Genomic DNA, 18,833 nt, shown 5'->3' with positions numbered 1-18,833 from the left:
AAAAGTTTTTTTTAATATATACAAATCAAAACATGTTATCTTATAGTATTCCATATTTTTTTATGGTATAATATTTACAGAAGCAGGAAATGGAAAAGGAAGTGAAAAAATGAAATTAGGGGATAATGTAGATATAATAGCACCATTAAATGTAAAAACAGCCGATTCAAAGACTGGCTATCTTTTATTAAATCCAACCCTTGTAAATAATGGAAAGATAGAAAGTTTTGAAAATGCAGAAGTTCCAGAAAGATATAGAGATGGAAAAAATAAAATAAATGAAAAATATTTTGTAAGAAAAAATGATGTACTATTTCAAGCTAAGGGAAGTAAAATAGAAGTTGTATATGTGGATAAAGATTATGAAAATGTATTACCAGCTACACTTTATTTTATTTTGAGAGCAAATGAAAAGGTAAATCCTAAATACCTGCAATGGCTTTTGAAAACAGAGTTATTATTGCTTTATTTTGAAAAAAAATACAAGACAATGAGTGCTGTAAGGGCAGTAAACAAAACTGATATTGTAGAGCTTGATATAGACTTGCCTGAAAGAGAAGTACAGGATAGAATGGTAGAAATAATAAATAATTTTGAAACAGAAGAAGAAAGCACAATGGAATATTTACAGCTTAAGAAAAAGTATATAGAAGAAAAAATTCTGGCGGAAAATAAGGTGATAATAAATGAAGAATAGATTTTTTGAACTTATAATGGAAGAATTGGAAAATAATAAAAATTATCAAAAATCATCAATCCTTAAAATGTCGCTTCTCTTATATATTGCTTCTGTGAGTAAAGTTGTGGGGGAAGAACTAGAAAATTTACGAGATGATAATTATTTATTTTTAGAATATTTAAACAATCTTGGATTTGAATATAATTTTCAAAGTAGTTATTTGGAAAATATAGAAAAACTATCAAATAAGATAGATATGTTTGCAGAAACATATGATTTTGTAATTAATTATCCTGATACAGCCGAATTTATCGAAAGCTTAAAACAATCAGAAATGGATTTAAAATTAGATATTTTAAGAGGTAGATATGCAAAAATAGTCAAAAATTATGCAGATGGTGTAATTAATATGTCTATTATGCATGATAAAAGTATTAATGAGTTATCTGCAGAGTTTTTAAATATTCAAAAGAATGAAATTTTATATAATAATGATTTTTTTGAAAATAATAATTTTTACGGAGAGAAAATAAATAAAAATGATAAAAATACAATCATTGAGATTTTAAATGCTATGGCAAATCTCGAAAATTCAGAAAACACAGTAAAAATTTTGACAAAAAAAGAGAATAATGAAAAAACAATATATGATTTTTTTATAAAAAATAAAAAAGGAATGATTGAAAAAGACGCTTTTTATCTAATGGATAGTAACAAAATAGAAGAAATTATAAAAATGGATAAAATAAAATGTATTGTTTCAATGCCTTTTAATAATATATTGAAAAATCAAGTAATAATTTTTAACGATGATAAAACTAATAGAAATAATATATTATTTATTCAGGCACAAAATTTCTTTGAAAAAGGCAGTGACAAAATAAAACCTGAAAATTACAAGGAATTAGTAGAAGTTTTTAGAAGTAAAAAAGAAATAAATGGTATTTCTAGACTAATTTCAAATGAAGCAGTATTAAAAAAAGGCTGTAATTTAGATATATTAGGTTATGTCTTTAAAACAAAAGAATATGTTGATTTGGATGAATTAAAAGCCGAAAAAGATAACATATTTAACTTAATGATTCAAAATAGAGAAAATTGTGACAATCTTATAAAAAAATATTTGGAAGAAAAATAAATTTTATAAATAAAAAAAACGTATAAGGAGTACAAGAATGAAATTATTAACAATTAATGTTCATGCATGGCTGGAAGAAAATCAAATGGAAAAAATTGATATTTTAGCACGAGATATTGCAGAAAAGCAGTATGATGTGATAGCGATGCAGGAAGTAAATCAACTTATGAACAATCCTATAATTTTTGATGATATAAGACAGGAAAACTATGGATGGGTACTTTTGGAAAAATTACAGGAATATACAGACACAGATTATTATTATCACTGGAGTAACTCACATATTGGATTTAGTAAGTATAATGAAGGTGTGGCAATAATAACAAGACATAAAATCAAGGCTGAAGATGAGTTTTACTGTACTTTTGCACAATCAGTAAGAACAATATCGGCAAGAAGAATTGTTAGTATCACTATTGATTATAAAGGACAGGATATTGAATTTTACAGTTGTCATATGAATTTACCAAATTGTGAAACTGAAGATATGGGAGAAAATTTGAGAAATATTTTGAAAAGATCTAAAACAGATAATTTAAAAATATTAATGGGAGACTTTAATACAGATGCCAATGGAAATCCTGAAGATTATCAAAATATTTTAAACCAAGGATTATATGATACATATGTTTTAGCTGAAAAAAAAGACCATGGGGTAACTGTTGATAAAGGAATTCATGGATGGGATCATGATAAATCTCAAAAGAGAATAGACTATATATTTAGTAATAAAGAAATAAAAGTAAAAGAAAGTAAAGTTATTTTTAATAATGAAAATAAAGGAATAATATCAGATCATTTTGGAATAGAATTGGAATTAGAAATTTAAATTTTGATTAATAAATGATAATTTTAAAATGAAATCATAATGTTAAACTAACAAAAAACCTAGTAATAATCGGAGGTTTTTAATAACATAACGAATTTTTAAAAAAATTGATAGAAAAAAGATATACGTAAATGTATTGACATTTTAAAAAAGTGTGGTATATTTAATATAAGGAAAAAATAAATCAAATATATAAAAATTTTTAGGAGGTAGTAAAAATGATGAAAAAAATCCAACGTTTTGGTGGAGCAATGATGGCACCAGTTCTATTATTTGCATTTACGGGGATAGTAGTAGGACTAGCATCAGTATTCACTAATACGCAAGTTGTAGGGAAAATTGCTGAAGAAGGATCAATGTGGTATAATTTCTGGTATGTAGTTGCAGAAGGTGGTTGGACAGTATTTAGACAAATGCCATTATTATTTGCAATAGGATTACCAATAAGTTTGGCAACAAAGACAAATGCAAGAGCATGTTTAGAAACATTTGCATTATATATGACATTTAACTATTTTGTATCAGCGATATTAAAAGTATTCTACGGAATAGATGCAGCTAAACAAATAGCAGACGGTGTAACAGGTTATTCTGCAATAGCTGGGGTTCCAACAATAGATACAAGTTTATTCGGTGGTATTCTAATCGCAGCACTAGTAGTATATTTACATAATAAATACTTTGATAAAAAGTTACCTGATTTCTTAGGAGTATTCCAAGGTTCAGTATTTGTATACATAGTAGGGTTTGTAGTTATGATTCCTTGTGCATTCTTAACAGTATTAATCTGGCCTAAAGTTCAAATGGGAATTGGTGCAATGCAAGGATTTATGAAAGCTTCAGGAGTATTGGGAGTATGGGTTTATACATTCTTAGAAAGAATATTAATACCTACAGGATTACACCACTTTGTTTATACACCATTTGTATTTGGTCCGGCAGTAGTTCCTAACGGAATTCAAGTTTTCTGGGTTGAACACATAAAAGAATTTGCTCAAAGTACAGAAGCATTAAAAACTTTATTCCCAGGTGGTGGATTTGCATTACATGGAAACTCAAAAATATTTGGTGCAGCAGGAATAGCACTTGCTATGTATGCTACTGCAAAACCTGAGAAAAAGAAAACGGTAGCGGCATTATTAATACCAATAGTATTTACAGCAGTAGTTTCAGGAATAACTGAACCATTAGAATTTACATTCTTATTTATAGCTCCAGTATTGTTTGCAGTTCACGCTTTCTTAGCAGCAACAATGGCAGCAACAATGTATGCTTTTGGAGTAGTTGGAAATATGGGTGGAGGACTTCTTGACTTCCTTTTCTTAAACTGGATACCAATGTTTAAAAATCACTCTGGAACAGTAATTATTCAAATAGTAATAGGATTAATATTTACAGTAATATACTTCTTCGTATTTAAATTCTTAATTCAAAAAATGAATTTAAAAACACCAGGTAGAGAAGATGAAGATGAAGAAATGAAACTTTATACAAAAGCTGACTATAAAGCTAAACATGGTGAAGGTGCAGCAACTTCAGGTTCTTCAGATGATCAGTATATGGATCAAGCAATAATCATTCTTGAAGCATTAGGTGGAAAAGATAATATTGAAGAATTGAATAACTGTGCAACAAGATTAAGAGTTAGTGTAAAAGATGAATCAAAATTAGCAAAAGACGCTGCATTTAAAGCTGGTGGAGCACATGGAGTAGTTAGAAAAGGTAAAGCAATTCAAGTAATTATCGGTCTAACAGTACCGCAAGTAAGAGAAAGAATTGAAAACTTAATTAAATAAAACATAAAAATTAAGAAAGAATTTTCAAAAGTTATGGAGAACTTAAGAAAGTTCTTTCTTTTTATATTACTATTTAATAAACATAAACAATGTAAGTAGAATTTTAAAAAAGTACTTATTATTTATACTAAAAAAACCCCATTTAAATAGCGAATTTGTTAAGAACTTTTTTAATAAGGGGAATTCAAACTTCATATTCCCAAAGAATTAAAATATAATTTTTGCTGTTTAAACAGGGTACAGTACTAGTAAAAAAATATCCTTAAAAACTTTTTTATTTCATGACTCTTAATACAAGTTTTTCTTTCGCATCTTTCAAAATCTCATTAATCTCATTTTTTGAAATATTATTTGCCAAGATGATATAGTAATTTTCAATTTGATTTATTAGTTCAAAAGGCGAATTTTCTATATCAAAATCATCTGAAACTCTTATATAGTAAGAATCTTTTACTGTATTAGAATCAACAATCTCAAATACTTTTGTAGAATTAAAGAAATAATCTGATTCAATGTGATTTCTTGTTACAATTTTTACAATATCTGCCACCACAGCTGACGCAGTAGGATCCATTCCAGCACCTTTTCCATAAAATAAAGTTTTGTCTGTGTAAGAACCAGTTGTTTCAATTGCATTGTAAACATCATCAACTTTTGCTAAAATTTCGCTATTTGGAATTAATGTTGGTTCTACAGAAATTTGTGCTGATGTATCAGACAATAGTTTTGAGCTTGCAATTAATTTTATAGTAGAGTTTAGCTGATTTGCTGAGAAAATGTCAACAGTGCTGATTTCTCTTATTCCTGATAATTGCATATCTTTAAATTTGATTGAACCTCCGTAGGCAAGTGAGGCAAGAATATTAATCTTGTGTCCTGCATCAATTCCATCTACATCATAAGTAGGATCAGCTTCTGCATATCCTTTTTCAGAGGCAAGTTTTAACGCTTCGTTAAACGATAAGCTGTCTTCTTTCATTTTTGTCAAAATATAGTTTGAAGTTCCATTCATAATTCCACGAATTTCAGTAACTGTATTTGCAACTAAACTTTCCATTAAAGGTGTTACAATAGGGATTCCTCCACCAACAGCGGCTTCAAATAGAAATGATACTCCATTTTGTTTTGCACGTTGGAATAGTTCCACTCCGTATTTTGCAATTAGAGCCTTGTTTGCTGTAACAACACTTTTTTTAGCTTCAAATGCTTCAATAATTATTTGTTTTGCTACAGTTTCTCCACCAATTAGTTCTACAACGATCTTAATTTCAGGATCATTTAATATTTTTTTGTAATCATTTGTAAGTATTGATTTATCAAAATCAAAAGAAAAATCACGGTTAATGTTTAAATCACAAGCATATTTCACTTCAATGTCAGCTCTTGATTTTTCAAAAATGCTTTCTTTTTCGTTAGTTAATACTTTAAGAACTCCTTCTCCGACAGTTCCAAGTCCAACAATTCCTATTTTCATATTTTTAAAAGACCTCCCTTTAAGTTGTTTATTTTTGTTTTTTAATTATCAATTTCAATAAATCTTTTATGAAGTGCAGTAACAGCTTTATCTACATTGTCTTCATGGATAATGCATGAAACATTAATTTCAGAGCAAGAAATCATATCAATGTTTATATTGTTTTCTGCAAGTGTGTCAAAAATTTCAGATGTTGTTTCATAATGGCTTTTTAGACCAATTCCAACAACAGATACTTTTGCAATTTTTTCTTCAAATGAAACACCTTCTGCTCCAATTTGTTCCTTTATTTGTTCTGAAATAGCAACAGCTTCCTTTAAATCATCACTTTTAACAGTAAATGAAATGTTATTCAATTCTTTATTTCTGCTCGAACTTTGTAAAATTATGTCAGTATTAATTTTTTCCTTTGCAAGTCTGGAAAATACTTTTGCAGCAATTCCTGGTTTGTCAGGTACTCCAAAAAGTGTAATTTTTCCTTCATTTTTAGAAGATGTGATACCTGAAATTTTTACTTTTTCCATAGTTTCTCCTTTTATATTAATATTTTCGCTTTCTATTCCGCCAGCATTTTCATTATATTGGACAATAGTTCCAGTAGAATCGTCAAATGATGAACGTAAATGTATTTTTATACCATACTTTGCAGCAATTTCAACTGATCTTGGATGCAACACTTTTGCTCCCGAAGCCGCCAATTCCAGCATTTCCTGATATGAGATAGTTTGCAGCTTTTTAGCGTTTTTTACAATTCTAGGATCAGCTGTGTAAACTCCATCAACATCAGTATAAATTTCAACTTCATCAGCATTAAGAGCAGCTCCCAGTGCAACAGCAGTTGTATCAGAACCACCACGCCCAAGCGTAGTAATTTCATTATTTTCAGTGATTCCTTGAAATCCAGCAAACACAACTACATTTCCTTCGTCTAGTTTTTCTTGTATGATTTGGGTATCAATGTCAATGATTTTAGCTTTTGTATGCACAGATGTTGTTTTAAAATTGACTTGAAACGCATTTAATGAAACTGCCTTTTCTCCCAAATCAGCAACAGCAATGGCAAGAGATGCAATAGAAATTTGCTCTCCTGATGTCAAAAGCATGTCAAATTCACGTTTATTTGGAGAATCTGACAGTTCATAAGCTCGTTTTATTAGCTCGTCAGTTCTCCCAGCTGGTGCAGAAACAACAACAATTACATCATGTCCAGCCTTTTTATACTTTACAACCCTTTTTGCAACTTCTTTTACACGTTTGGCATCGGCTACGGAAGTTCCACCATATTTTTGTATAATTAAAGCCATTTTACCTCCTATTTTATTTAAATATATTTCTCAATATTTTCACAAGCAAAGAATAACATATTATAAATAAAAAAGCAAGGTAATTTCATATATTTATTATCATGCCAAAGGTTTTTAAAAATTTGTTTAAAATATTTGGGAATTTATTAAAAATACTATAAGTAAAAATAAATTGAAAAAATAAAATAAATGTGGTATCATTAGTAGGTAAGATATGGATGAATTTTTTTTGATAATTGTATAAAATATAATATCTTAAAATAACTTCAGATATATTTTATTTACTTTATTTTTAAAGTAAAATTAGGAGGAATATTCATGAAGAATAAAAAGAAATTAATAATTATAACTTCAATTTTGGCAGTAGGAATCCCATTACTAGCTATTGGTACACAAACAATTTTAAGAAAAGTAAGGGATGATTACTACAAAAATCAAAGAGAGCAAATTGAAGCGGAAAAAGCTAGAGAAAGGGAAGAAAAAGCTAGAAAGCAAGCCGAAGAAAAGGCTGAACGTGAAAGATTGCTCCAGCAAGAAAAAGCTGAAAGGGAAAAACAATCAGTTGAAGAAAAAGAAGAAAAAAAACAGCAAGTTGTTGAAAGAAAAACACCAAAAGTAAAGGATAAAAAGGAAAAAGTTAGAATAACAGATGCTTCTTCAACATATGAACCAGTTCCAGCTCCAACTGTAAAACGTGAATTGACACCAGAAGAAATGAAACGAGCTAAAAAAGCACTAAAAGCAGCAAGAGCAAGTTATTTTAGTGGAAACAAAGCAGCCAAACCTGCAAAAACGCCGAAAAGTACAGATAAAATAATAATAAAATCTGATAGTAAAGGAAACGTTGAAGCAGTAAGGCACACAAAAGAGCAAAATGATAAAGCACAAAAAATCTTAAAAGAAATACGTGAAAGTTATTACAAGGATAAAGGTAAAAGATAAAAAGAATGGCTCAGAAATGAGTCATTTTTTCTAATCTTTAAAAAACTATAAAAATTTTTGAAAAAAATGGAAAAAAGACTTGAAAAATTTTAAAAAATGTATTATTATATTGTTAGCACTTAAAGTTAAAGAGTGCTAAAAATGAAATTGAATTAAAGATTAAGATATTTTAGGAGGGAAAAATGATAATTAAACCATTGGGAGAAAGAATTTTAATAAAACAGACAGAACAGGAAGAAGTTACAAAAAGTGGAATTGTATTGCCAGGAACAGCTTCAAAGGAAAAACCGATAATTGGAGAAGTTTTAGCAGTTGGTTCAAAGGTTGAGGAAGTTAAAGCTGGAGATAAAGTAATTTTTGAAAAATATTCTGGAACTGAAGTTAAGGATGGGGAAGAAAGCTACTTAATTTTAGAAAAAGACAATGTTTTGGCAATTGTTGAATAATAAAAATTTTAAAAAACAAATTTGTATAAAAATTAAATGTATAAAAAAATGATACAGACATTGCGAAACAAGTAATTTTGATTACTTTTAAAATAAAAATTATACTATTAAATTGCGGAGGAATTTTGCAATAAAAAATTTACAAACTTTAGGAGGAGATAATTAAAATGGGAAAAATAATAAAATTTAATGAAGATGCAAGAAAAGCGCTTGAAGTGGGAGTAGATACATTGGCTGACGCTGTAAAAATTACACTTGGACCAAAAGGAAGAAATGTAGTATTAGATAGAGGATTTGGAGCACCAATGATTACAAATGATGGTGTTACAATAGCAAAAGAAATCGAACTTAAAGATCCAATCGAAAATCTTGGAGCACAAATTGTAAAAGAAGTGGCTACAAAGTCAAATGATGTGGCAGGAGACGGTACAACTACCGCAACTGTACTGGCACAGGCTTTAATCAAAGAAGGACTGAAAATGGTAGCTTCTGGAGCAAATCCTGTATTTATAAGACGTGGAATGGAGCTTGCTTCTAAAAAAGTTATTGAAGAACTTACAAAAAGAGCTAAAAAGGTGGAATCAAATGAAGAAATAGCACAAGTTGGGGCAATTTCAGCAGGAGATGTAGAAATAGGACAATTAATTGCTCAAGCTATGGAAAAAGTTGGAGAATCTGGAGTTATTACAGTTGAGGAAGCACGTTCTTTGGATACAACTCTAGAAGTTGTGGAAGGAATGCAGTTTGACAATGGATATTTGTCACCTTATATGGTTTCAGATTCTGAAAGAATGGTTGTAGAAATGGATAATCCATTTGTTTTAATCACAGATAAAAAAATTGCAAACATGAAAGAGTTATTGCCAATCTTGGAAAAAACAGTAGAATTAGGACGACCAATGCTTATAATCGCTGAAGATGTGGAAGGAGAGGCGCTTGCAACTCTTGTTGTAAATAAACTTCGTGGAACATTAAATATTGCCGCTGTAAAAGCCCCTGCGTTTGGGGATAGAAGAAAGGCTATGTTACAGGATATTGCAATTTTAACAGGTGGAGAAGTTATTTCTGAAGAAAAAGGAATTAAACTTGAAACTGCTGACTTGAATTTCTTGGGACAAGCTAAAAAAGTTAGAATTACTAAAGATAACACAGTTATCGTAGACGGGCTTGGAGAAAAAAATGCGATTCAAGGAAGAATTGAACAAATAAAAAATTCTATTGCTGAAACAACTTCTGATTATGACAGGGAAAAATTACAGGAAAGACTTGCAAAATTAGCTGGTGGAGTAGCTGTAATAAAAGTTGGGGCTGCAACTGAAACTGAAATGAAAGAAAGAAAATTGAGAATTGAAGATGCTTTAAATGCAACAAAAGCCGCTGTGGAAGAAGGAATCGTTCCAGGAGGAGGAACAATCTTAATCCAAATTGCAAAAGCAATTGAAGACTTTAAATTGGAAGGCGAAGAAGGGCTTGGAGTGGAAATTGTGAAAAAAGCATTATCTGCACCACTTAGACAAATTGTTATCAATGCTGGAATTGATGCAGGTGTCGTAATTGAAAAAGTAAAAAATTCTGAAAATGGAACAGGATTTGACGCTGCAAAAGAAGAATATGTAGATATGGTAAAAGCTGGAATCATAGATCCTGCCAAAGTAACTCGTTCTGCAATCCAAAATGCAGTATCAGTATCATCAGTATTATTAACAACTGAAGTTGCTGTTGGAAATGAAAAGGAACAATCACCAGCAGGCGGAATGCCAGGCGGAATGGGAATGCCAGGAATGATGTAATCTAATAAAATGTAATAAAATAAGGGGTAGTCATTATAAACTACCTCTTTTTTTCTGCTATATTATTTTTTGATTTTTATTTCTTCCAAAATTGCCTTCACATTTTCCAAATTAACACTTTTTCCACTTTCCAAAAGTTTTTCTACGGCAATATCAATTTCCATGCCTTTTGCACCAGCAAAAAGTGCTAACGAACGAGCCTGCAGCTTCATGTGTCCGTGCTGTATTCCAGTTGTAACAAGTGCTTTTACTGCGGCAAAGTTTTGAGCGAGTCCTACTGATGTGATAATGCTTGCCAGTGTCCTTGCGTCAGGATTTCCTAAAATATTAAATGCGGCTTTTACGCTTGGGTTTAGTCCTATTGAGCCGCCTACACTTGCAATTGGCATTGGAAGGGTAAGTTCCCCTTTTAATTTATTTGTGCTTTCATCAAAAGTCCAAGTTGTAAGCCCTTCGTATTTGCCATTTTTCACAGCAAAGGCATTTCCACCAGCTTCAATTGCACGCCAGTCGTTTCCAGTAGCGATTACTACAGCGTCAATTCCGTTGAAAATTCCTTTATTATGAGTTGCTGCACGATAAATATCAAGTTTTGCAAATTTACTCGCAAGTTCTATTTTTTTTGCAGTTTCAATAGATGTTTCCATTGAACTGCTAAGAAGTTTTACATTTACTTCACATTCGGCTTTTACAAGAGATTCGGTTGCATAATTTGATAAAATTGCCATTAGGCTTTTTCCGTTTGTAATATTTTCAAGCGGCATTTTTATTGCCTCAAGCATTGTATTCAAAATATTTGCTCCCATAGCCTCCTTCACATCGGCAATCAGATAAACAATCAGAAATTCATCAATATTCTTCACTTCAATATTAATCGCACCACCACCACGGGCTACAATCGAAGGATGAGCATCATTTGCAATTTTTAAAATCTCATTTTTATTTTCTAAAATCATCGAAATAGCATTATCAAAGTCCAAAATATCATACAATGCAACTTGTCCAATCATTTTCCTGTCTAAAATTTTTGTCATAAAACCACCAGATTTTGCAATAATTTTAGCTGCATAGCTACACCCTGCCACAACAGATGGTTCTTCCGTAACCATTGGCACAGCATAATCTTTTTCATCAATAACAAAGTTTGGAGCAATGCTGAATGGCAAGGCAAATGTTCCGATTCCATTTTCAGCCATTTGATTTGCAGTTTCTAGTGGCAAGTTCTCGTTTTTTTTCAGAAGTTGTTCAAATTCTTCAGTTAAAAAGCCATTATCTTTTAACATCTGTATTCTTTCAGTACGTTCTTTTTTTTGAAATCCAAGCCAGTTTAATTTTTTTTGATTTTCCTTTTTCATATTTAAAATCAGTTCCTTCCGTTTTGAGTTTATAATAAAACTCAAGCACTTAAAAAATTGTCAAATTCTAATGCTTGAGTGAAAATATAGTTTAAATTTTAAGGTTTATAGCCAGTTTTATCTTTTTCTGTTATTTTTCTGATAGCTTTGCAAGGCACTCCTGCGGCAATTACATTATCTGGAATATCTTTTGTAACTACGCTTCCAGAGCCAATAATAGTGTTGTTTCCAATTGTAACTCCTTGATTAATGTGGACTCCTGCACCAATCCAGACATTATTCCCAATTTTTACAGGTTTGGCATAACATCCTCCGTTTATTCTTTCTTCTGCATCAATACTGTGATTGGAAGTATAAATTCCTACTCCTGGACCAAAAAGAACATTATTTCCAATTTCAATTCCGCCACCATCAAGCATTACACAGTCAAAATTTGCATAAAAGTTATTTCCTATTGAAATATTAAATCCAAATTCACATCGAAATGTTGGTTCAAAATGCACATTTTTACCAATTGATTTTAAAAGATTTTTTAGGATAGCTTCTCTTTCTGATGTCGGTTTTCCAAAACTTTCGTTATATTTATTTGTTAAAAAAACAGTATTTTCTCTAGCTTTTATAAGCTCTGGAGTTAAATCATTGTAAACTTTTCCTGATAAAATAAACTGCCGCTGTTCTTCTAAATTCATATTAATTAGCTCCTTTCAGAAATTTATTTTATTTTTTTGTAAATCCTTTTATGATTTTCCACTTTTTCCAATACAAACGCATTATCACTTTCCTGAATAAGTTTTCTATTTGAAAAATCGCAATTTCCTTCATTATCTAAAATTATTTTTTCAAAAAATAAATTTTCATATTCATTTATTGATAATTGTTTTCTATTGTCAAAATCGTTTAACCTATCATGCCTTAGATAATTTTTAAAGTCTTCTGCAAGGGTTAGATTAAAAAATTCACAAACAGCACCGCTTCCATAACTATACATTCCAATCTTGTCGCCAGCTTTCAAGCTATCACAGTTTTCAAGTAATGAAAGCAAACTTAGATAAAGAGAGCCTGTGTAGATATTTCCGACTCGTTTTCCATAAATTATTGAAGTATGAAATTTTTCCAAAAATTTATTTTTTACTTCTTTTTCAATATTTTTCTCTAAAAGTGAATTAATCGCTTTTAATCCAAGTTTTGGAAATGGTAAATGAAAACAGAAAGCATCAAAATCCGATAAATCTTGATTATATCTTTTTTTGTATTCATCAAATGTTGTTACAAGACAGTCAAGATACTGCTTTGTTGAAAAATGTCCGTCTACTATTGGGAAATCTGAATAGTTGGGACGCCAGAAATCCATAATATCACGGGTTTGGCATACATTTTCATCATTTATGACAGCAATTTTGGGGTCTTTTTTTATTAGCATTGCGATACTTCCTGCCCCCTGTGTAGATTCTCCAGGAGTGTCAATTCCGTATTTTGCAATATCTGAAGCAATTACTAAAACAGAGGCATTTTCATTTTTTTCAATATAATTTTTTGCAAAGGTCAATGCGGCGGTTGCCCCATAGCAGGCTTCCTTAATTTCGATACATCTTGCAAATGGCTGAATACCCAGCAGATGATGAATGAAAACAGCAGAAGCCTTACTTTGATCAATTCCAGATTCTGTTCCAACAATAACCATTTCAATATTTTTTTTATCTTCTTCGTCTAAAATTTGTTCAGCCGCACTTGCCCCAAGCGACACAATATCATCCGTTACAGGTGCAATGCTCATCTCGCTTTGCATAAGACCTTTAACAAACTTATTTTCATTCTCATTTCTTCCAAGTGCTAGATCTCGTATATCTAAAAAGTATTTTGGCATAGCAAAGCCAATTTTATCTATTCCAATTTTGATTTTTTCTTTTATTTTCATACAAATTTCGCCTTTCTAATTAATTATTTTTTGAAAGAATCTTTAAAAATGTTATTTTTGTTGTATTAAATTTTCTTTAATCATACATATTGTACTATAAAAAAATTTAAATATCAAATAATTATACACTTATTTTTTAAAAATCTTTTTAACAAAAATATAATTATAAATTGAAATATTTATTTTTTTCTTGCAGTTTTTTACAGTTATTGGTATAATAAGTTGAAATTATTTAACAATTTAAAGTTAATATGTATAATTATAGAAAGGGTGATAAGCATGAAAAAAATTATTTTAATTGCATTAACAGCTATTTCAGTAGTATCATTTGCTGATAATACAAAAAAGATTCTTGAGCAATACAGAAAGGAAGCTCTTATGGAGCAAACAAAAGTTGAAAAACAAGCGAAAGAAGTAAAACCTGAAAAAAAATCTAACAAAAAAATTACTTTTCAACCAGTTGATGAAGTTACAGAAGAAGTAGTAGTAGAGGAAGTTGTAGAAGATGTTGATGATGGTAGAACACATACTACTGAAGATGTAATTGAAAAAGTAAACTTTTATTTAAGAAATAATCCAGAAAAAAATGCAAAACTTCAAAGACGTTATAAAGCGGTTATTGGTAAAGACTAATTAAATTAAAGAAAGACACAAATTAGAAAGTGTCTTTTTTTCTTCTTTTTTTACTTTTGCTTTTAGAAATTTAATATTAAAAGAAGTTTTGTAGGTTAAAATTTTATAATTGTATAAAAAAATTAATTATAAAAAAACTTGATATAATATAGGTTATGTGCTATTATAATAATGCTACTTTAAAGCCAAAGTTAAAAGTTATAACTACTTTAAATAAACTAGATACATGTCAGTTTTGTTTAATTCATTTTTTCTGGGGTTTTAAGTATAATTTTTAAAATAATAAACGAGAGGATTATATAATAATGAGTTTGGATAATTTTTCTGAGAAAAAAAGTACAGGTAGAACGCTTTTAATAATAGTAATTATAATAATAGTCTTATTTGCCTTTAAAAATAGAATTACAAGTTCGTTTACATTTCTTGATGGAATAACACAGGCAGTTAATTTTAGGCTAGTAAAAGTAAAAAGTATGCTTTATACTCAAGTTTTGAAATTAAAGTCCAGAGTTAATGACATCAGTTATATTGAAGATTATGTTGAAAATAATAAAACTAGGGATTTTGAATTGCAAAAAAATAAGGTTCAGAATATGGAACTTGCATATCTAAAACAAGAAAATGAAAAATTACGTCAAATGCTGGAAATGAGACAAAAAAATCCTGCTGAATTTATAGCTGCAGATGTGGCACTTGTAGAAAATGGAAATTCATCAGAAAAAATGTATATAAATAAAGGTACTTCACAAGGCATAAAAGTCAATTTGCCAGTAATGTATGATGGTTATCTTATTGGTAAAATTTCAAAAGTCAGTGAAGAATACTCAGAAGTTACTTTGTTGACAAGTAAATCTTCAAAATTAAGTGTAGTATTAAATAGTAATACTCAGCAAATTTTGCGTGGAAATGGAAATGGAACTTTTTCAGTACAAAACTTTAATGAAGGAAGTGTAACTAAAGATACAATTTTTAATATAGAAACTTCTGGTGTGAGTGATGTATTACCAAAAGGAATAAGAATTGGTACATTTAAAGTGACAGAGATAAATGCTTTTAATAAAATGAAAGAAATTAGATTTAAACCTAGCTTTAATATATTTGATATTCAAAGTGTGTTAGTTTACAAATGGAGCGTAAACGATGCTATTAATACACAAATACAAAATAAGGTAAAAGCAGAAGCAGAACAAGAAAATAAAGAAAATTCACAATCAAATTAAAGAAATTTGTATTAATATATAAAAAATAGCAATATAAAAAGGAGCTATAAAAAATCAAAAAGAGGTGAGTTTAGTTATGTTAAAACAATTAACATTGACAAAAAAAGTTATATTATTATTTTTATTGGTATCAGTTTTTTCTTTTTCTAAGGATTTTTGGGAAAAGAGCAGTTTTACAGTAAATGTTACTGAAGATGCTAATATTAACGGAACAAGAAAAAGCAAAAGCTATGTGATGACATATAATTCAGGAACAATGAAGCTAACAATTACAGCACCAAGTATGAATAAAGGAGAAGTTTACACTTTTAGCGGAAGCAAAAAAACAATTTACTATCCAAAATTAAAACAGACTGTAACACAAAAAGTTGAAAAAAGTGAAGCAAATATACTAGGAGTATTTAATAAGCTACGTGGTATAACGTCTAAAAAAACACAAACTAAAAATGGAAACACTTTCACATTTTCAAGCAATTGGTTGACATCTATAAAAAGTAGTGGAACTACAGTGAACTTTAGTGATTATAAAACTTCAAATGGATATAGCTATCCAACAAAAATTTCTGTCTCAGACGGAAGTTCTCAAATAATTTATAGATTATCAAATTTCAGATAATTTAAAAAATTGAATTTTGAAATAAAAATGTGAAGTAGAGTATGAAAATAATAAAGACAAATTGTATTGTTTTAAAAAAAAAGGAAATGAAAGAAGCGGATTTATTAGTAACACTTTTTAGCAAAGAATACGGTAAAATAATGGCAACAGCCTATGGAATTCGTAAATCAAGAAAAAGAAATGTTGTTTCTTTAAATCCGCTAAATGAAGTTGAGATAACGCTTTCACAAAAAAATAATTTTTATGTGGTACAAGATGTAGAAATTTTAAAAAACTTTAAAAATATTCTAAAGAACATTGAAAAGTTGGAAATTTCATTGTATGTACTTGATAGTATAGATAAAATTTATTATATTACAGATGAAAATGGGGATTTTTTTGATAAGTTACTAGAAATATTGAGCTTTATTGATATTCTTCCATATATGAAAAGAGGATATAAATACTATGTTGTGTTATCATTTTTACGAAGAATAATGATAGAACAGGGCATTTATGATATTGAAGAGATTAGCTTAATAATGGAAAAGGAAAAAAAAGAAAATTTACAAAAATATAAAGAAATTTTGAAAATTGTAAGAAATAGTTCAGATATTCTTGATACTCAGCAGAAATTAGAAGATTATGCTGATTTTTTGAGAAGAATGGTTATTATTTTTGAAAATTTTATAAATAAAAATTTACAAGTTGAAATAAAAATAAGGAAATTTATTATGGAGGAATTTTATGGAAGATAAAAATATTGCTGATTATATCAAGGTTGAAACAATAAATTTGAATTTAGAATCAAAAAATAAAAATGCAGTAATTAGAGAGTTGTATAACAATTTAAAACAAACAAATTTGATAAAAGATGAAGAACAAGGACTGAATGATATTTTTAAAAGAGAAGACATGGGATCAACTGGAATTGGTAAAAGAATAGCTTTACCGCATGCAAAGACAAAAGCTGTGGATGAGTTGATGATAACGTTTGGAATCTCAAAAAATGGGATTTCATATAATTCGGTAGATGACGAAAATGTAAATATATTTTTCATGTTTTTGTGTCCAGAAAATAAAACGCAGGAGTATTTAAAAGTTTTGGCAAGAATTTCAAGGTTAATAAGAGAAGATAAATTTGTAAATGATTTGTTAAAAGCAACTTCTAATCAAGAGATTCTGGAACTTATCAGAAAAGAAGAAATTAGCAGTTAATTAAACTAAAACAAGTAAGTAAATTCCAGCTTCATTTTTTAGTAAACAGTAAAATTTCTTTAGACTAAATGAAAGAATTAAACTTTAAATTTCTAAATGTTTTTTTTTAGAGCTTGATAGATATTCTAAAAATATTTTAATATTTAGAAAAGATAGGGGGAATTTATGAGATGTCCATTTTGTGGTTATGAAAATACAAAAGTTGTTGATAGTCGTGTTTATTTTGAAGGAAATTCAATAAAACGACGACGTGAGTGTGAAAAATGTGGAAAGAGATTTACAACTCATGAAAAAGTGGTTGAATTATCACTTTTTGTAATAAAGAAAAATGGAGAAAAACAGCCATATTCACGTGAAAAAGTTTATAATGGAATTATTAGAGCATTTAAGAAAAGAGATATTGAGAATGAAAAAATTGAAGAAACATTGGATAAAATTGAACGTGAAATTTTGACAGATTATTCTGGTGAAATAAAATCTAGTGAGTTGGGTGACAAAATACTTTCATATTTAATTGATTTGGATGAAATTGCGTATGTTAGATTTGCATCTGTTTATAAAAAATTTGATAGTTTAGATAGTTTTGTAAAAGAAATTGAAAAAATAAGAAAGAACAAAAAAAAATAAATTAAAAATTTTGAAAAGGAGAAGGCATGAAAAAACTTATTGTTGTTGGAAATATTATATTTATATGTTTAGTTGTATATTTCATTGGTCAAAGTGTAAAAGTATTTTTAGGAAAGCCTGGCATGCAAAAAAAGTTGGAAACAGCAAATAATGAAATAAAAGAGCTTACTGATAAGAAAAATAAATTATTGGAACAAGCAAAAAATTCTAATGATGATGACAATACCGATAAATTTGCAAGAAATAATTTGAATTTAAAGAAAAAAGGAGAAGAAACTTATAAAATTGTTGACTAAGATTCTAAATAGTTAATTTTATAAGTCTATAGAACAATGAACAATTTTAATAATACCAAACAATTAAAAGAGAAATTAGAAAAATATAAAATAGAAGATGACAGAAATAAATATATTTTTAGGGCAAACTTAAAATATGTACTTTCATCATCTATTTTTTTTATAATAATTGCATTTATTGCAGGATATTCATTATATAAAGGAATTACAGGTATAGAAAAACTTACGCCATTAAAAATAGCTTTTATAGTAATTTTATTTGGATATGTTCTTATCGCTTCTTTTCTTTTGTTTAAATTTAAAATTACAATTGAAAACAATGAAATAGTTTTAAAAAATATGCAAATTAAAATGGAAGATATTGAAAGTGCAACTGTGAAAATTATTAAAGTCAGTGCAAGCAAAGTCGATAAATTTTTGGAAATAATAACAAAAGATAAAAAGAGAATACAAATTAGATTAAATATAAGTAATGAATTATTATTTTTTAAATTATTACAAAATCAAATTGGAGAGAAACTGGATATTTAAATGTAATTTATAAATTAGGATAATGTTAATTAAATTATAAGTATG

20 protein-coding genes are annotated in these 18,833 nt (G+C 28.7%); 15 read left to right on the top strand and 5 right to left on the bottom strand.

Features of this window, described 5'->3' with window-relative positions:
- The first annotated feature begins 109 nt into the window (after positions 1 to 109).
- From QU666_RS08065 to QU666_RS08050, 4 genes are all read left to right on the top strand, one after another.
- Positions 110 to 697: a restriction endonuclease subunit S gene (locus QU666_RS08065; RefSeq protein ID WP_021769299.1), complete on the top strand. Its 588-nt coding sequence runs from the start codon at positions 110 to 112 to the stop codon at positions 695 to 697.
- Positions 687 to 1,817: a hypothetical protein gene (locus tag QU666_RS08060; RefSeq protein WP_021769300.1), complete on the top strand. Its 1,131-nt coding sequence runs from the start codon at positions 687 to 689 to the stop codon at positions 1,815 to 1,817. Before QU666_RS08065 ends, QU666_RS08060 begins: the two co-directional genes overlap by 11 nt.
- A 37-nt stretch (positions 1,818 to 1,854) precedes the next feature.
- On the top strand, positions 1,855 to 2,646 hold the full coding sequence (locus QU666_RS08055) for an endonuclease/exonuclease/phosphatase family protein (protein WP_021769301.1): 792 nt from the start codon (positions 1,855 to 1,857) through the stop codon (positions 2,644 to 2,646).
- 218 nt (positions 2,647 to 2,864) lie between these two features.
- On the top strand, positions 2,865 to 4,442 hold the full coding sequence (locus QU666_RS08050) for an alpha-glucoside-specific PTS transporter subunit IIBC (protein ID WP_021769302.1): 1,578 nt from the start codon (positions 2,865 to 2,867) through the stop codon (positions 4,440 to 4,442).
- 274 nt (positions 4,443 to 4,716) lie between these two features.
- Here the strand turns inward: QU666_RS08050 and QU666_RS08045 are convergent, their stop codons facing one another.
- Positions 4,717 to 5,916, bottom strand: coding sequence for a homoserine dehydrogenase (locus QU666_RS08045; protein WP_021769303.1), 1,200 nt, complete (start codon positions 5,914 to 5,916; stop codon positions 4,717 to 4,719).
- A gap of 41 nt (positions 5,917 to 5,957) precedes the next feature.
- Positions 5,958 to 7,220, bottom strand: a complete 1,263-nt coding sequence (locus QU666_RS08040; protein WP_021769304.1) for an aspartate kinase — start codon at positions 7,218 to 7,220, stop codon at positions 5,958 to 5,960.
- Between the two features lie 318 nt (positions 7,221 to 7,538).
- Here QU666_RS08040 and QU666_RS08035 point away from each other — a divergent pair, with 318 nt between their 5' ends.
- The 3 genes from QU666_RS08035 (at position 7,539) to groL (ending at position 10,398) form a co-directional block, all read left to right on the top strand.
- A complete protein-coding gene (locus tag QU666_RS08035; protein WP_021769305.1) occupies positions 7,539 to 8,162 on the top strand; it encodes a hypothetical protein in 624 nt (207 codons plus the stop codon).
- Between the two features lie 182 nt (positions 8,163 to 8,344).
- Positions 8,345 to 8,608: a co-chaperone GroES gene (locus QU666_RS08030; protein ID WP_021769306.1), complete on the top strand. Its 264-nt coding sequence runs from the start codon at positions 8,345 to 8,347 to the stop codon at positions 8,606 to 8,608.
- A 167-nt stretch (positions 8,609 to 8,775) separates the two neighbouring features.
- The gene (gene groL / locus QU666_RS08025; RefSeq protein WP_021769307.1) at positions 8,776 to 10,398 is read left to right on the top strand and encodes a chaperonin GroEL; all 1,623 of its coding nucleotides are present in this window, start codon (positions 8,776 to 8,778) and stop codon (positions 10,396 to 10,398) included.
- A 62-nt stretch (positions 10,399 to 10,460) separates the two neighbouring features.
- On the opposite strand, the gene QU666_RS08020 is transcribed toward groL, so the two are convergent.
- The 3 genes from QU666_RS08020 to QU666_RS08010 form a co-directional block, all read right to left on the bottom strand.
- A complete protein-coding gene (locus QU666_RS08020; RefSeq protein ID WP_021769308.1) occupies positions 10,461 to 11,753 on the bottom strand; it encodes a hydroxymethylglutaryl-CoA reductase, degradative in 1,293 nt (430 codons plus the stop codon).
- Positions 11,754 to 11,851: 98 nt separating this feature from the next.
- On the bottom strand, positions 11,852 to 12,442 hold the full coding sequence (locus tag QU666_RS08015) for a sugar O-acetyltransferase (protein WP_021769309.1): 591 nt from the start codon (positions 12,440 to 12,442) through the stop codon (positions 11,852 to 11,854).
- A 23-nt stretch (positions 12,443 to 12,465) separates the two neighbouring features.
- The gene (locus QU666_RS08010; protein ID WP_021769310.1) at positions 12,466 to 13,668 is read right to left on the bottom strand and encodes a hydroxymethylglutaryl-CoA synthase; all 1,203 of its coding nucleotides are present in this window, start codon (positions 13,666 to 13,668) and stop codon (positions 12,466 to 12,468) included.
- A 279-nt stretch (positions 13,669 to 13,947) separates the two neighbouring features.
- Between QU666_RS08010 and QU666_RS08005 the strand changes: the two genes are divergently transcribed.
- From QU666_RS08005 to QU666_RS07970, 8 genes are all read left to right on the top strand, one after another.
- Positions 13,948 to 14,301, top strand: coding sequence for a hypothetical protein (locus tag QU666_RS08005; protein WP_021769311.1), 354 nt, complete (start codon positions 13,948 to 13,950; stop codon positions 14,299 to 14,301).
- Positions 14,302 to 14,606: 305 nt separating this feature from the next.
- Positions 14,607 to 15,521 carry a rod shape-determining protein MreC gene (mreC, locus tag QU666_RS08000; RefSeq protein WP_021769312.1) on the top strand — a complete coding sequence of 305 codons (915 nt, stop codon included), beginning with the start codon at positions 14,607 to 14,609 and terminating at the stop codon, positions 15,519 to 15,521.
- 76 nt (positions 15,522 to 15,597) lie between these two features.
- Entirely contained in the window at positions 15,598 to 16,137 is a 540-nt protein-coding gene (locus tag QU666_RS07995; RefSeq protein ID WP_021769313.1) for a hypothetical protein, read from the top strand.
- 41 nt (positions 16,138 to 16,178) lie between these two features.
- Positions 16,179 to 16,874, top strand: a complete 696-nt coding sequence (recO, locus tag QU666_RS07990; RefSeq protein ID WP_021769314.1) for a DNA repair protein RecO — start codon at positions 16,179 to 16,181, stop codon at positions 16,872 to 16,874.
- On the top strand, positions 16,864 to 17,334 hold the full coding sequence (locus tag QU666_RS07985) for a PTS sugar transporter subunit IIA (protein ID WP_021769315.1): 471 nt from the start codon (positions 16,864 to 16,866) through the stop codon (positions 17,332 to 17,334). Before recO ends, QU666_RS07985 begins: the two co-directional genes overlap by 11 nt.
- 165 nt (positions 17,335 to 17,499) lie before the next feature.
- Positions 17,500 to 17,961, top strand: a complete 462-nt coding sequence (gene nrdR / locus QU666_RS07980) for a transcriptional regulator NrdR (RefSeq protein WP_021769316.1) — start codon at positions 17,500 to 17,502, stop codon at positions 17,959 to 17,961.
- Between the two features lie 26 nt (positions 17,962 to 17,987).
- A complete protein-coding gene (locus QU666_RS07975) occupies positions 17,988 to 18,257 on the top strand; it encodes a septum formation initiator family protein (RefSeq protein ID WP_021769317.1) in 270 nt (89 codons plus the stop codon).
- A 36-nt stretch (positions 18,258 to 18,293) separates the two neighbouring features.
- Entirely contained in the window at positions 18,294 to 18,788 is a 495-nt protein-coding gene (locus QU666_RS07970) for a hypothetical protein (protein WP_021769318.1), read from the top strand.
- Positions 18,789 to 18,833: the final 45 nt, after the last annotated feature.

The organism is Leptotrichia sp. HMT-225, assembly GCF_030644325.1.
Lineage (GTDB): Bacteria > Fusobacteriota > Fusobacteriia > Fusobacteriales > Leptotrichiaceae > Leptotrichia > Leptotrichia massiliensis.
This window is presented reverse-complemented; position numbering and strand designations above follow the sequence as displayed.

What these genes read in the sequence shown, in the direction of transcription:
- QU666_RS08020 (WP_021769308.1), bottom strand. Translation starts at nt 11,753, where the DNA reads ATGAAAAAGGAAAATCAAAAAAAATTAAACTGGCTTGGATTTCAAAAA.
- recO (WP_021769314.1), top strand. Translation starts at nt 16,179, where the DNA reads ATGAAAATAATAAAGACAAATTGTATTGTTTTAAAAAAAAAGGAAATG.
- nrdR (WP_021769316.1), top strand. Translation starts at nt 17,500, where the DNA reads ATGAGATGTCCATTTTGTGGTTATGAAAATACAAAAGTTGTTGATAGT.
- QU666_RS07975 (WP_021769317.1), top strand. Translation starts at nt 17,988, where the DNA reads ATGAAAAAACTTATTGTTGTTGGAAATATTATATTTATATGTTTAGTT.
- QU666_RS07985 (WP_021769315.1), top strand. Translation starts at nt 16,864, where the DNA reads ATGGAAGATAAAAATATTGCTGATTATATCAAGGTTGAAACAATAAAT.
- QU666_RS08040 (WP_021769304.1), bottom strand. Translation starts at nt 7,220, where the DNA reads ATGGCTTTAATTATACAAAAATATGGTGGAACTTCCGTAGCCGATGCC.
- QU666_RS07970 (WP_021769318.1), top strand. Translation starts at nt 18,294, where the DNA reads ATGAACAATTTTAATAATACCAAACAATTAAAAGAGAAATTAGAAAAA.
- QU666_RS08045 (WP_021769303.1), bottom strand. Translation starts at nt 5,916, where the DNA reads ATGAAAATAGGAATTGTTGGACTTGGAACTGTCGGAGAAGGAGTTCTT.
- QU666_RS08035 (WP_021769305.1), top strand. Translation starts at nt 7,539, where the DNA reads ATGAAGAATAAAAAGAAATTAATAATTATAACTTCAATTTTGGCAGTA.
- QU666_RS08060 (WP_021769300.1), top strand. Translation starts at nt 687, where the DNA reads ATGAAGAATAGATTTTTTGAACTTATAATGGAAGAATTGGAAAATAAT.
- QU666_RS07995 (WP_021769313.1), top strand. Translation starts at nt 15,598, where the DNA reads ATGTTAAAACAATTAACATTGACAAAAAAAGTTATATTATTATTTTTA.
- QU666_RS08055 (WP_021769301.1), top strand. Translation starts at nt 1,855, where the DNA reads ATGAAATTATTAACAATTAATGTTCATGCATGGCTGGAAGAAAATCAA.
- QU666_RS08050 (WP_021769302.1), top strand. Translation starts at nt 2,865, where the DNA reads ATGATGAAAAAAATCCAACGTTTTGGTGGAGCAATGATGGCACCAGTT.
- mreC (WP_021769312.1), top strand. Translation starts at nt 14,607, where the DNA reads ATGAGTTTGGATAATTTTTCTGAGAAAAAAAGTACAGGTAGAACGCTT.
- QU666_RS08015 (WP_021769309.1), bottom strand. Translation starts at nt 12,442, where the DNA reads ATGAATTTAGAAGAACAGCGGCAGTTTATTTTATCAGGAAAAGTTTAC.
- QU666_RS08005 (WP_021769311.1), top strand. Translation starts at nt 13,948, where the DNA reads ATGAAAAAAATTATTTTAATTGCATTAACAGCTATTTCAGTAGTATCA.
- groL (WP_021769307.1), top strand. Translation starts at nt 8,776, where the DNA reads ATGGGAAAAATAATAAAATTTAATGAAGATGCAAGAAAAGCGCTTGAA.
- QU666_RS08065 (WP_021769299.1), top strand. Translation starts at nt 110, where the DNA reads ATGAAATTAGGGGATAATGTAGATATAATAGCACCATTAAATGTAAAA.
- QU666_RS08010 (WP_021769310.1), bottom strand. Translation starts at nt 13,668, where the DNA reads ATGAAAATAAAAGAAAAAATCAAAATTGGAATAGATAAAATTGGCTTT.
- QU666_RS08030 (WP_021769306.1), top strand. Translation starts at nt 8,345, where the DNA reads ATGATAATTAAACCATTGGGAGAAAGAATTTTAATAAAACAGACAGAA.